Consider the following 12416-nt stretch of genomic DNA (forward strand, 5'->3'; position numbering starts at 1 on the left):
CCGCCCCGATGATCGAGATCCTCGACGACCGACAGGTCGAGCGCGCCCGGGCCACCGGCGCGCTCGTCGGCGCCATCCTGGCGACGATGCGGGAGCGTGCGACCGTCGGCACCAACCTCCTCGAGATCGACGCCTGGACCCGGGCGATGATCGAGGACGCCGGGGCGACCTCCTGCTACGTCGACTACGAGCCGTCCTTCGGCCGCGGCCCGTTCGGTCACTACATCTGCACGTCGGTCAACGACGCCGTCCTCCACGGCCTGCCCCACGACCGCGCCCTCGCCGACGGCGACCTCGTGACCCTCGACCTCGCCGTCGTGCTCGGGGGCGTCGCGGCCGACTCCGCCGTGAGCTTCGTCGTCGGCACGCCCTCCCCCGAGGACGAGGCGCTCATCGCCGTCACGGAGCGCGCGCTCGCCTCGGCGATCTCCGTCGCCGCGCCGGGGGCGAGGTTGGGCGACGTCTCGCACGCCATCGGCGCGGTGCTCGAGGGCGCCGGCTACTCCGTCAACACCCAGTTCGGCGGGCACGGCATCGGCTCGACGATGCACCAGGACCCGCACGTCGCGAACACCGGTCGGCCGGGCCGCGGCTACACCCTGCGCCCGGGCCTGATGCTCGCCATCGAGCCGTGGGTCATGGCCGACACCCACCGCCTCGTCACCGACCCCGACGGCTGGACCCTGCGCAGCGAGACCGGCTGCCGCACCGCGCACAGCGAGCACACCGTGGTCGTCACGGAGGACGGTGTCGACGTCCTCACCCTCCCGCCGGCGGCCTGAGCGCCGGCTCCCCGCGAAGGACCACTCGATGACAGCCGTCACCACCGGCGCCTGACGCGCAGCACTGACCGGCGCGCGCGGTCCGGAGCAGGATGGCCCCGGGGGCGGCGCGCGGGCGCTGTCGGGACCGTCGGGGAGGACGCACCGTGAGCACGTCGACCACACGCACCGCACCACCGCACGGCGGCCCGCGGGTCCGGCCCGAGCTGCCCCTCGCCCGCGTCGTCACGCTCGAGGTGCACGACCTGAGCGTCGACCCGGGCCCCGACGGCTCGCGCCTGCACGGGCTCGACCTCGAGCTGCGGGCGGGCACCCTCACCGTCGCGACACCCGCCGCGCCGGCGCGGACCCTCGCCCGCGTGCTCGTCGGCGACCTGCCCGGCCGCGACGGCGACCTCGTCACCGGGCAGGGCCGCACGCGCCGACCCCTCGCGAAGACCTCGTGGACGGCGCTCGCCGCCCGCACGCCACCGACGACCGGGCGCCCCACCGTCGAGGTGCTGGACCAGGGCGGCCTCGCGGCCATCCGGCTCGGGGTCCACCTCGGCCTCGGTCCGCTGCTCGACCTCCCGCTCGCCGTCCTCGACGCCGCCGACCGGACCCTCGTCGGGCTGGCGCTCGCCCTCGCCGCGGCTCCCGACCTCGTCGTCCTCGACCTGCCCGCCGCCGGCCTCGACCCCGAGGGCCGCCGTCGTGTCCTCGAGACCCTGCGCGACCTCGTCGACGTGGAAGGACGGACCGTGCTCGTCGTCGCGGCGGCCGACCACCTGGACCCCGACGTCGTGGTGCTCCTCGACGACGTCGTCCGGCTGGACCCCTGCGCCGCGGAGCGCCCTGGCTGAGCCCGCTGTTACAGTCGCGGCGTCGTCCCACGGGAGGACGCACGGACCGACGGGGGCACGGTGAGGGACACGAGCGCGGGTGACGCCCGGATCGCCGTCGTCGCCTCGTGGGCGGTCGTCCTCGTCATCCTCGTCCAGGGCACCCTCTCGATGCTCACCCAGGTGTCGGACGAGCTGGGGCCCGCGCAGCGCGCGGCCGGCGTGGCGTCCGGGCTCGCAGGCGCCGCCCTCTTCCTCGTCGTCCAGCGGCGGACCCTGCGCGACCGCCCCGTCCCGCCCCTGCTCGCCGCGGCCACCGTGGTCTGCGCCACCGGCGCGTTCCTCGCCGCCGCGTGGCTCAACGCCGCGCTCGTCCTCGCGCTCGTCGGCCTGCGGCTCACGGGTCGTCGTCTCGTGCTGGCCGGCGGGGCCTACGCGCTCGGCATCACGGCCTTCATGCTCCAGCAGGGCGTCAACCCCTACCTCGCCTTCTTCCTCCTCGTCGTCCTCGTGGCGGTGGGCCTGCTGCTCTACGTGATGACGCGCCTGGCGGTCACGGTGGGTGAGCTCGCCCGGGCCCGCGAGACGGTGGCCCGGCTGCGCGTCGACGAGGAGCGGCACCGCATCTCCCGGGACCTGCACGACATCCTCGGCCGCAGCCTCGTCGCGGTCGGGCTGCGCGTGCAGACGGCGATCCGGCTGCTCGACCGCGACCCGCAGCGGTGCGGCGAGCAGCTCGACGAGGTCGCGCGGATGGTCACCGACGGCCAGTCCCGCCTGCGCGCCCTGACCCGCGGGCAGACGGTCACCGGCTTCGACGACGAGCTCGCGGCGGCCCTCGACCTCTTCGAGCGCCTCGGCGTCCGCGCCACGACCGACGTCGACGCGGCCGCCGCCTCCCGGGAGGGCACCGACCGGCTGGGGCCGCGCGTCCTGCGCGAGGCGGTGACGAACCTGCTCAAGCACGCGCGTCCCTCGTGGGTCGAGATCGGGCTGCGCCGCGAGGCGACGGCCGACGTCCTCGTCGTCGTCAACGACGGTGCGGGGGAGTCGGACCGGCCGCGCGGTACGGGCCTGGCCGACCTCGCGGCCCGGGCGGAGGCCGTCGGTGGCTCGCTCGAGGCGGGTCACGTCCCGGGGGGCCGGTTCCGGGTCATCTGCCGCATGCCGACGCTCCTCGGCGACGGGTCCGACGACGCCGACCTGGTGCGGTCTCTCCCGTGAGCTCGCCGGAGGGGCAGGGGACGCTGCGCATCCTCATCGCCGAGGACGTCGACCTCGTCGCGGAGGCGTTCGAGGCGCTGCTGTCGACCGAGCCCGGGTTCGAGGTGGTCGGCCGGGTCGGCAGAGGCGACGAGGTGGCGGCCGCCGTCGAGCGGCTCGCGCCGGACGTCGCCGTGCTCGACGTCGACATGCCGGGGATGAGCGGCATCGAGGCCGCCGAGGGCCTCACCGGGTGCGCGGTGCTCCTGCTCACGGCCCTCGAGGGTCCCGGGCACCTCCACCGCGCGCTGGCCGCCGGCGCCAACGGCTACCTCCTCAAGTCCGCCACGGGCCGCCGGCTCGTCGAGGCCATCCGCACCGTGGCCGCCGGGGGCACCGCCATCGACCCCGACCTCGCCGCCGAGGCCCTGCGGCGCGGGACCTCGCCGCTCACGGCGCGCGAGGTCGACATCCTGCGCCTCGTGGGCGAGGGACGCAGCACGGACGACATCGCGAGCGCCCTCTTCCTCTCCCGCGGGACCGTGCGCAACTACCTGAGCCACGCGATGGACAAGCTCGACGCCCGCTCGCGCACCGAGGCCTTCGCGCTCGCCGAGCGCCGCGGCTGGCTCTGACGCACGGCCTGCTGCGACCCCACGCCGACCTTCGACAGCGGTGACGCGGATCACGCACGCGTGCTCGCGGCTGCGACGACGGGGGCTAGCGTCGCCCGGGTCCGTGGTCGAGAAGCGTGCCGCAGGCGATCCCGCCCGCACCACTCCCCGGAGTCCGCATGCCCCTGACCCGTCGCCAGCTCCTCGCCGCCGCCGGTGCCGCCTCGGCACCCCTCGCGCTCAGCGCGTGTGGTGGCTTCTCCACCTCCGGCCGGGACAGCGGCGCATCCGCCTCCTCCGGCACCGTCACGTTCACGACGTGGGGCACCGACGCCGAGCTCGCCGGCCTCCGCGCCGCCATCTCCTCCTTCGAGCAGGCCAACAGCGGCGTCAAGGTCACGCTCAACTCGGTCCCGTACGAGCAGATGTTCACGACGATCGACGCCCAGCTGCAGGCCGGCAACCCGCCGGACGTCTTCCGCGTCCCGTACTACACGTTCGGCAGCTACGCCGGGCGCGGGCAGCTGCTCGACCTGAGCAGCCACCTCGACAGCGGCTTCTCCGACCGGTTCACCCCCCAGGCGTGGGCCGCGGTCCAGAACGGCGGCAAGCCCTACGGCGTCCCGCACCACACCGACACCTCGGTCATCCTCTACAACAAGGCGTTGATGGAGTCGGCCGGCGTGACCGACGTCCCGACGCGCATCGAGGACGCGTGGACCTGGCAGGAGTTCGAGGACGTCGCGAAGCGCCTGCGGCAGAAGCTCCCCGACGACAAGTGGCCCTTCGCGTACAACTGGCAGGGCAACGGCGTGACGCGCTGGCTCAGCTGGCTCTTCGAGGCCGACGGCCGCTTCCTCACGGAGGACCTGACGGCGGCGGCCATCGACTCCAACGCCGGCCGGGCCGCGGTCGAGTTCACGCAGGGCTTCTTCCGGCAGAACTTGGTGCCGCAGAACAGCTCCGTGAAGTCCTCGACCTACGCCGCGGACCTCTGGTACTCGGGCACGACGGCGATGAACTTCGGCGGCGCCTTCCTCGTGCCGGACGCCACGACCACCGCCGGCTTCGAGTGGGGCGTCACGTTCCCGCCGAAGGACGTCCGCTCCGCCGGCGACTTCGGCGGCAACGCCCTCGTCGCGACGAAGGCCGCCAAGGACCCCGCGCTCGTCGCGACGTTCCTCGACCACGTGACGCAGAAGCAGCCGATGGCCGACTTCTGCGCCGGTGCGTCGCTGCTGCCCACGCGCGCCGACCTGGTGCAGGAGGGCATTCAGTTCAAGGTCCGCCCCGAGCTCTCGCCCGTCTTCGTCGCCCAGGCCGGCGCCGTGCTGCCGCGTGACTCCGGGCAGGTCGCCTCGCCGTCGATGTCGGCGATCATCACCGTCCTCAAGGACCAGCTCGAGGAGGCGTTCGTCGGCGACCAGGACGCCGCGACGACCGTGCGCAACCTCGCCGACGGCATCGGCGCCGCCGTCGCGCGGTGAGCACCGTCCCCGCCGCGACCGCGGCCACCGCGCCGCCCGGCGTCGAGGCACCGGACCCACCGCGCCGGGGCCGGCGGGGGCCCCGGCGCGGCGCCGTCAAGGAAGCGCTCGCCGCCTACGGCTTCCTGGCCCCCGGGCTCGTGCTCCTCGGCACCTTCGTCTTCGTCCCGCTGGCCGGCGCGGCCGCCCTCAGCCTGCAGCGCACCAACGGGTTCGGCGACGGGGTGTGGGTCGGCCTCGACAACTACGCGCGGCTGTTCACCGACCCGGTCTTCTGGCGGGCGACGCTCAACACCGTCATGTTCACCCTCGTCGTGACGCCGGGGTCGATGGCCCTCGGGCTGGGGGCGGCCGTGCTCCTCAACTCGGTGCTCCCGGCCCGCGGCCTCTTCCGGTCGGTCCTCATCCTCCCGATGGCGGTCAGCGGTGTCGCGACGGCGCTCGTCGGCGTCCTCGTCTTCGACCAGAACAGCGGGTTCGCCAACGCCGTCCTGCGCGCCCTCGGCCTCCCCGGCGTCGACTGGCAGTCGGGCGGCACGGCGGCGTTCGTCACCGTCGTGCTCGTGACCCTGTGGTGGAGAGCCGGGTTCAACATGCTCATCTACCTGGCCGGCCTCCAGGGCATCGGCCGCGAGATGCTCGAGGCGGCGACGCTCGACGGCGCCGGGCCATGGCAGCGCTTCCGGTACGTCGTCGTCCCGATGCTCGGGCCGTCGTCGTTCTTCCTCGTCGTCATGAACGTCATCTACTCGTTCCAGGTGTTCGACATCGTCTTCGTCCTCACCGGCGGCGGCCCGCGCAACGCGACGACGGTGCTCGTCACCTACGCGTACGACAACGGCTTCGTCACGCGCGACCAGGGGTACGCCGCGACGATCGGCGTCTTCCTCCTCGTCGTCAGCCTCGCGTTCACCTGGCTGCGCTGGCGCACGAGCCGCACCAAGGACCTCGTCGGATGAGCACCGCCGCCCCCGTCCGCGCCCCACGCCGTCGACGCCGCGACCGGTGGATGCCCGCCCGCCTCGCCGCGGCGGTCGTCGTCTCGCTCGTCACGCTCTTCCCGTTGTACTGGATGGTCGTCGTCGCGCTGACCTCCCGCTCGGAGCTGCTCGGCGGCACGCTGCGCCTCGTCCCGCGCGAGCTGACGCTCGACAACTTCCGGCGGGTCCTCGACGCCTTCCCCGTCGCCGCGTGGGTCGGCAACTCCGTCGCGATCTCGCTCACCGTGGCGCTGCTCTCGGTGACGGTGAGCATGCTCGCGGGGTACGCGTTCGCGCAGCTGCGCTTCCCCGGGTCGACCGCGCTCTTCCTGCTCACGGTGGCGACGGTGATGATCCCGCTGCAGGTGATCATGGTGCCGCTGTTCCGGATCGTCACCTCCATGGGCCTGTTCGGCAGCTACTGGGCGGTCATCCTGCCGACGGCGGCCAGCGGCTTCGGCGCCTTCCTCGCGCGGCAGTTCGTCCTCGCCATCCCGCGCGAGCTGATCGACGCCGCCCGGGTCGACGGCGCCGGCCACCTGCGGATCTTCCGCTCGATCGTGCTGCCGCTCAGCCGGCCGCTGCTCGCGGTGCTGTTCTTCATGACGCTGCTGTCGTCGTGGAACGACCTCGCGTGGCCGCTGGTCGCGTTGCAGGACAACGCCCTCTACACGCTGCCCATCGGGCTGCTCTACCTCCAGGGGCAGCTCGGGTCCGACTACGGCGGCACGATGGCCTTCGCGATCATCACGGTGGCCCCGATGGTCGCGCTCTTCCTCGTCGCCCAGCGCTACTTCGTCGAAGGGTTCGCGCGCACCGGCATCCGGTGACCGTCCGGGCGGCGCGCCCCCTCCGACGCGCCACCCGGACGCTCAGGTCGGCCGGCCCACCGGCTCCGGGCGCAGTGCGTCGAGCGCCATGAGGAGCAGCATGACGACGCCGGTGACCACGGCCGCGGCGGCCACGGGCACCGCCCCCGCGACGACGCCGAGCAGCAGCCCGGCGACCCCGATCGCGGCGAGGGTCCAGCCGAGCGTGCCGAACACCGGTGCCCCGAACGCGCGGGCGAACGGCACGAAGTGCAGGCCGACGGCCACGACGACGACCGCGGGCATCAGCTCCGGCCGGTCGACCGCGTCGAGGACGCGGCGGCCGACGGCGAAGGCGGCGAGCATCCCCGCGACCGACGCGGTGTAGACGACCCCGGCGCCCGGCCGCGGGGGTCCGACGTCGCGCAGCCGCCGCGGTCGCAGCAGCACGGACCAGGCACAGACGAGCAGGGCCGCCGCCCACGCGAGCAGGGCCACCGTCGGCCACGCCCCGGGCAGGAGGCCACGGTTGACGTGCACGAACGCGCTGGCGCCGGCGCCGCCGATGAGGACGCCGAGCACCTGCGGGTGGAGGAGGTGCCGGATGCCGCGGTGGGGCCGGCCGGCGGTCACCGCAGCGGCCGGGCGCTGCCGCGTCGTCGTCATCGGGCGGTCCTCTCTCGCGGGTCCTCCCAGCCTGGCCGTGGGCGAGCGACCCGGACAGTGCCACCGGCCACCGACCCGGCATGACACCTGTCATCCGGGTGGACGGCAGCCGTCGTCGCGATGACTGGTGCGCACGTGGGGTGTCCCCTGTCGGCGGGCTGGGTAAGGATGGACGTCACGCCCGACCGGCCCCGACCGAGAGGAGCGCCACCATGTCCACCTCGACGTGGGACGCCAGCACCCTGACCACCCGCTACGACGAGGTCCGCTCGCACACCGAGACCCTCGCCTCCCCGCTGTCGCCCGAGGACCAGACGGTCCAGTCGATGCCGGACGTGTCACCCACGAAGTGGCACCGCGCCCACGTGACGTGGTTCTTCGAGACCTTCGTGCTCAGCGAGCACGAGCAGGACTTCGCGCCCTTCCAGGACCGCTACTGGTTCCTCTTCAACAGCTACTACGAGGGCATCGGGCCGCGGTACTCGCGCGCCGACCGCGGGTTCATCACCCGCCCGGGCGCCGCGGACGTGGGGGTCTACCGCGGCAACGTCGACGGACGCATGCGTGACCTCGTCGAGCGCCTCGACGAGGGCTCCCTCGAGAAGCTCGCGCCGACCATCGAGCTCGGCTTCCACCACGAGCAGCAGCACCAGGAGCTGCTGCTCATGGACATCAAGCACGTCCTCTCGCGCAACCCGCTCGAGCCCGTCTACGGCGGCACCCGGCCGGCGCCCAGCGAGCCGGACGCGCTCGGCTGGGTCGACGTCGAGGGCGGTCTCGTCGAGATCGGCCACGAGGGCGGCGGCTTCTCCTTCGACAACGAGCTGCCCCGCCACCGGCAGTGGCTCGAGCCCTACCGGCTCGCCGACCGCCTCGTGACCAACGGCGAGTGGCTCGAGTTCATGGCCGACGGCGGCTACCAGCGCCCCGAGCTCTGGCTCTCCGACGGCCTCGCGCGGGTCCGGGCCGAAGGATGGCGCGCGCCCCTGTACTGGACCGAGCACGACGGCGTCTGGCTCGAGCACACCCTCCACGGCACCTGGCCGGTCAACCCCGGCCTGCCGGTCAGCCACGTCAGCTTCTACGAGGCCGACGCGTACGCGGCGTGGGCCGGCAAGCGGCTGCCGAGCGAGGCGGAGTGGGAGCACGCGGTCGTCGTCGACGGCCAGGCCGACGCCGCGCACTCCGGCGGCAACCTCGCCGACCTGCGGCACTACCACCCGGCCGCGGCGCCGGAGCGGGGCGGCGAGCACCGGCTGCGCCAGGTCTACGGCGACTGCTGGGAGTGGACCTCGTCCGCGTACCACCCCTACCCCGGCTTCCACCCCCCGGCAGGAGCCATCGGCGAGTACAACGGGAAGTTCATGTCGAACCAGATGGTCCTGCGCGGCGGCTGCGCCCTCACCCCGCCGGCGCACGCCCGGCTCACCTACCGCAACTTCTTCCCGCACGGCTCGCGCTGGGCCCTGTCCGGGGTGCGGCTGGCCGACGGCGGTGCGCCCCAGGCCCGACCGGCCGACGCGGCGACGGGGGCCGACGCGTGAGCGGCGTCGTCGAGCCCCGGGTCCAGGTGCTCCTCGACCCCGACTGGGCCTCCGGCTCGCTCGTCGACGACGTGCGCCGCGGGCTCGGCGGCCGGCCGCGGCGGCTCCCCCCGAAGTGGCTGTACGACCCGGTGGGCGCCGACCTCTTCGACGAGATCACCCGGCTGCCGGAGTACTACCCGACCGAGGCCGAGCGGGCCATCCTCACCGCGCACGCGGCCGAGATCGCGCAGGTGTGCGACGCCTCGACCCTCGTCGAGCTCGGCAGCGGCACGAGCGACAAGACCCGCACGCTCCTCGACGCCTTCCGCTCGGAGGACCGCTCACACGGTCCCCTGGCGCGCTTCGTGCCGGTCGACGTCTCCGACGGCACGCTGCGCGAGGCCGCGTCGATGCTCAGCGTCCGCTACCCGGGGATGGCCGTCGAGGCCGTCGTCGGCGACTTCACCCTCCACCTCGGCCAGCTGCCCCGCGGCGACCGCCGGATGGTCGCCTTCCTCGGCAGCACGATCGGCAACTTCTACCTCGAGGAGCGGGCCGCCTTCCTCGGCGCGCTCGCCGACTCCCTCGACACCGGCGAGTGGCTGCTCCTCGGCACCGACCTCGTCAAGGACGCCGACCGCCTCGTCGCGGCCTACGACGACTCCGCCGGCGTCACCGAGCGGTTCATCCGCAACTGCCTGCTCGTCGTCAACCGCGAGCTCGGGGCCGACTTCGACCCCGGCGCCTTCAGCTACGTCCCCTTCTGGGACCCGCGGATGGAGCGGATCGACATGCGGCTGCGCGCCGAGGAGCCGCAGGTCGTCACCGTGCCCGGCGCGGACCTCGTCGTCGAGCTCGCGACCGGCGAGGAGATCTGTGTCGAGATCTCGACGAAGTTCCGGCGCGAGGGCATCGCCGCCGAGCTCGGTGACGCCGGGTTCACCGTCGAGCGGACGTGGACCGACGACGCCGGGGACTTCGCGCTCACGCTGGCGCGGCGCGACTGACCCGCGGCCGGGGGCCGGGCACGTTCCACACCGACCACCACCGGGCGGGCGCCGCGCCGGTGACCCCCTCGACGTCACGGAGACTGGGCAGATGCGACTCCACGGGGCCCACGTCCTCCTGACCGGGGCCACCGGGACGATCGGCACCCGCCTGGCCGACGGCCTCGCCACTCGCGGCGCCCGGGTCACCGTCACCGCCCGCAGCCGCGACGCGCTGGGCGCGCTCGCGGCCCGCACCGGCGCCCACCCCGTGCCCGTCGACCTCGCGACCCCCGGCGGACCCGCCGAGCTCCTCGCCGCCGCCCACTCGGCCCACGGCCCGCCCGACGTGCTCGTCCACAACGCCGCGGTCGAGCTCGTCGGCCGCCTCGACGACCTCGACGCCGCGTCCCTCGCGAGCGTCCTCGACCTCAACCTGCGCGCGCCGCTCGAGCTGACCCGCCTCGCCCTCCCCGGGATGCGCGCCCGCCGCCGCGGGCACCTCCTCTGGGTCTCCTCGCTCGCCGGGGTCGCGACCTTCCCCGGCCTCGGCCCCTACGGCGCGACGAAGGCCGGCCTCACCCGGGCGGCCGCCGGCCTGCGCCTGGAGCTGCGCGGCTCGGGCATCGGCAGCACCGTCGCCGAGCTCGGGCCGGTCGACTCCTCGATGATGGACCGGGCCCGGCAGCACGCCCCGGCCGAGGCGGCATTCGCCCGGGCCCGGCGGCTGCGGCTCCTGCGCGACCTCGACCCCGCCGAGACCGCCGAGGCGCTGCTCGACGCGGTCGAGGCCGGACGGCCGCACGTCCGGCTGCCCCGGCGCGCAGCGCCCTTCGCCGCGCTCGCCGCCGCTCCGGGCCTCGCGGTCCGGCTCGCGCTCACCGGGATCCGCGGATGAGCCACCGCTCGGTCCGCCGCAAGATCGCCGTCGCCACGTGGCGCCCGCCGGTCGAGGGACGCATCCAGGCCCGCGTCGAGGTCGACGTGAGCGCCGCGCTGGCCCACCTCTCGCGCCTGCGCGCGAGCACCGGCGTGCGGGTCACCCTGACCCACCTCGTCGGCGCCGCGCTGGCGCGGGGACTGCGGGCCGTCCCGGAAGCCCGGGCGCGCGTCGTGCTCGGGCGGCTGCACCCCATCGAGGACTGCACGATCGCCTTCGCCGTCGACATCGAGGAGGGCGTCGACCTCGCTCCGGTGCGCGTCGAGCAGGCGGACCGGCTGACCCCCGTCGAGATCGCGACCCGCGTGCACGACGCCGTGGGCGCGGTCCGGGGACGGCAGGACCGCCACCACCGCCGCACCAACGGCCTCGTGCGCGTCGCCCCGTGGTTCGTCATGCGGCCGGTCATGGCGACGGCCAGCCTGCTCGTCGGCGGTCTCGGGCTGCCCGCGTTCGGCCAGCCCGGTCGTCCGCTCGGCACCGGGTTCGTGTCCAACGTCGGGCCGCTCGGGCTCGACGAGGCCTACCTCGCGCCGGCCCCGTTCGCCCGCACGCCGGTCTACCTGTCCATCGGGGCCGTGCGCCAGCGCCCGGTCGCGGTCGAGGGGCGGGTCGAGGTGCGGCCGGTCGCGGTGCTCGTCGCGACGGCCGACCACCGGGTCGTCGACGGAGCGCACGCCGGCCGTCTGCAGTCGATCGTCGTCGCGCTGCTCACCCATCCCGACCGGATGGACACCCCCGCCTGAACCCCGACTTCTTGCGAGTTGAGCCGCTCGACACGCCGGTCCGACGCGCGTCGACCGCCGGAACTCGCAAGAAGTGGGAGGACGAGCGACGGGCTGGGGTCACTCGGGCGTCGGCCCGGTGCCCGCCTCCATGTGCTGGGCGAGGTACTGCTGGATGCTGATGCGCTCGATCGCCTCGAGCTGCGACTCGAAGAAGTCGGCGTGCCGCTCCTCGTCGCGCACCATCTCCTCGAAGATCGAGGCCGAGCCGTGGTCGCCGAAGGCGTGGCACTCCTTGGCCGCTGCGTTGAACTGCGCGATGGCCTCGAGCTCGGAGGCGTGCGCGAGGCGCAGCATCTCCTCGGCGGTCTCGCCGACCCGGATGGCCCCGAGCTTCTGGACGTTGGGGTGGCCCTCGAAGAAGAGGATCCGGTTGATGAGGGCGTCGGCGTCCTTCATCTCGTCGATGGACAGGTCGTAGAAGACCTTGCCGAGCTTCGTGAACCCCCAGTTGTCGAGCATCCGCGCGTGGAGGAAGTAGGTGTTCGTGACGGTGAGCTCGAAGGTCAGCGCCTCGTTGAAGAGGTCGACGACCCGGCGGTCAACTGGCTGCACGGAGGTCCTCCTGGTCGGGGGTCGTGGCCCGGCCGACGGTCAGGTGCTGCAGGTCGTCCATCGTGCGGGCCGTGAGCACGTCATGCTCGCAGACGAGGGCCTTGACCGTGAAGACGCAGCCGCCGCAGTCGGTGCCCGCGCCGGTCGTGCGGCAGACCTCGGCGAGGGTCGTGGCGCCCGCCTCGACCGCGGCGTGCACGGCGGTGTCGCTGACGACGCGGCACTGGCAGATGATCACCGCTGCTCCTCGCGCTCCGGACCC

General features: G+C 74.2%; 14 protein-coding genes. 11 read left to right on the forward strand and 3 right to left on the reverse strand.

Features of this window, described 5'->3' with window-relative positions:
• Nucleotides 1–8 precede the first annotated feature (8 nt).
• From map to KMZ30_RS08465, 7 genes are all read left to right on the forward strand, one after another.
• Entirely contained in the window at nucleotides 9–782 is a 774-nt protein-coding gene (map, locus tag KMZ30_RS08435; RefSeq protein WP_215513566.1) for a type I methionyl aminopeptidase, read from the forward strand.
• 146 nt (nucleotides 783–928) lie between these two features.
• Entirely contained in the window at nucleotides 929–1624 is a 696-nt protein-coding gene (locus tag KMZ30_RS08440; RefSeq protein WP_215513567.1) for a P-loop NTPase family protein, read from the forward strand.
• 60 nt (nucleotides 1625–1684) lie between these two features.
• A complete protein-coding gene (locus tag KMZ30_RS22305) occupies nucleotides 1685–2827 on the forward strand; it encodes a sensor histidine kinase (RefSeq protein WP_215513568.1) in 1143 nt (380 codons plus the stop codon).
• Nucleotides 2824–3441, forward strand: coding sequence for a response regulator (locus tag KMZ30_RS08450; RefSeq protein ID WP_215513569.1), 618 nt, complete (start codon nucleotides 2824–2826; stop codon nucleotides 3439–3441). The genes KMZ30_RS22305 and KMZ30_RS08450 overlap by 4 nt, the downstream gene beginning before the upstream one ends.
• Nucleotides 3442–3599: 158 nt before the next feature.
• Nucleotides 3600–4907: an ABC transporter substrate-binding protein gene (locus tag KMZ30_RS08455; protein WP_215513570.1), complete on the forward strand. Its 1308-nt coding sequence runs from the start codon at nucleotides 3600–3602 to the stop codon at nucleotides 4905–4907.
• Nucleotides 4904–5866 carry a carbohydrate ABC transporter permease gene (locus KMZ30_RS08460; RefSeq protein ID WP_215513571.1) on the forward strand — a complete coding sequence of 321 codons (963 nt, stop codon included), beginning with the start codon at nucleotides 4904–4906 and terminating at the stop codon, nucleotides 5864–5866. Before KMZ30_RS08455 ends, KMZ30_RS08460 begins: the two co-directional genes overlap by 4 nt.
• On the forward strand, nucleotides 5863–6717 hold the full coding sequence (locus KMZ30_RS08465; protein ID WP_226902858.1) for a carbohydrate ABC transporter permease: 855 nt from the start codon (nucleotides 5863–5865) through the stop codon (nucleotides 6715–6717). Before KMZ30_RS08460 ends, KMZ30_RS08465 begins: the two co-directional genes overlap by 4 nt.
• 42 nt (nucleotides 6718–6759) lie before the next feature.
• Here the strand turns inward: KMZ30_RS08465 and KMZ30_RS08470 are convergent, their stop codons facing one another.
• The gene (locus KMZ30_RS08470) at nucleotides 6760–7362 is read right to left on the reverse strand and encodes a hypothetical protein (protein WP_215513572.1); all 603 of its coding nucleotides are present in this window, start codon (nucleotides 7360–7362) and stop codon (nucleotides 6760–6762) included.
• 212 nt (nucleotides 7363–7574) lie between these two features.
• Here KMZ30_RS08470 and egtB point away from each other — a divergent pair, with 212 nt between their 5' ends.
• The 4 genes from egtB to KMZ30_RS08490 all read left to right on the forward strand — a co-directional run bounded on the left by egtB (nucleotide 7575) and on the right by KMZ30_RS08490 (nucleotide 11560).
• A complete protein-coding gene (gene egtB / locus KMZ30_RS08475) occupies nucleotides 7575–8906 on the forward strand; it encodes an ergothioneine biosynthesis protein EgtB (protein WP_215513573.1) in 1332 nt (443 codons plus the stop codon).
• Nucleotides 8903–9895 (forward strand): L-histidine N(alpha)-methyltransferase, encoded by a 993-nt coding sequence (gene egtD, locus KMZ30_RS08480; RefSeq protein WP_215513574.1) that lies wholly within the window; start codon nucleotides 8903–8905, stop codon nucleotides 9893–9895. The genes egtB and egtD overlap by 4 nt, the downstream gene beginning before the upstream one ends.
• 91 nt (nucleotides 9896–9986) lie before the next feature.
• Nucleotides 9987–10772, forward strand: coding sequence for an SDR family NAD(P)-dependent oxidoreductase (locus tag KMZ30_RS08485; RefSeq protein ID WP_215513575.1), 786 nt, complete (start codon nucleotides 9987–9989; stop codon nucleotides 10770–10772).
• Nucleotides 10769–11560, forward strand: coding sequence for a 2-oxo acid dehydrogenase subunit E2 (locus KMZ30_RS08490; protein ID WP_215513576.1), 792 nt, complete (start codon nucleotides 10769–10771; stop codon nucleotides 11558–11560). Before KMZ30_RS08485 ends, KMZ30_RS08490 begins: the two co-directional genes overlap by 4 nt.
• Before the next feature lie 99 nt (nucleotides 11561–11659).
• On the opposite strand, the gene bfr is transcribed toward KMZ30_RS08490, so the two are convergent.
• Entirely contained in the window at nucleotides 11660–12154 is a 495-nt protein-coding gene (gene bfr, locus KMZ30_RS08495) for a bacterioferritin (RefSeq protein WP_215513577.1), read from the reverse strand.
• A complete protein-coding gene (locus KMZ30_RS08500) occupies nucleotides 12141–12392 on the reverse strand; it encodes a (2Fe-2S)-binding protein (RefSeq protein WP_051750264.1) in 252 nt (83 codons plus the stop codon). The genes bfr and KMZ30_RS08500 overlap by 14 nt, the downstream gene beginning before the upstream one ends.
• Nucleotides 12393–12416 lie beyond the last annotated feature (24 nt).

The sequence above is a fragment of the Phycicoccus mangrovi genome (genome assembly GCF_018729305.1).
GTDB classification, from domain to species: domain Bacteria; phylum Actinomycetota; class Actinomycetes; order Actinomycetales; family Dermatophilaceae; genus Phycicoccus; species Phycicoccus jejuensis.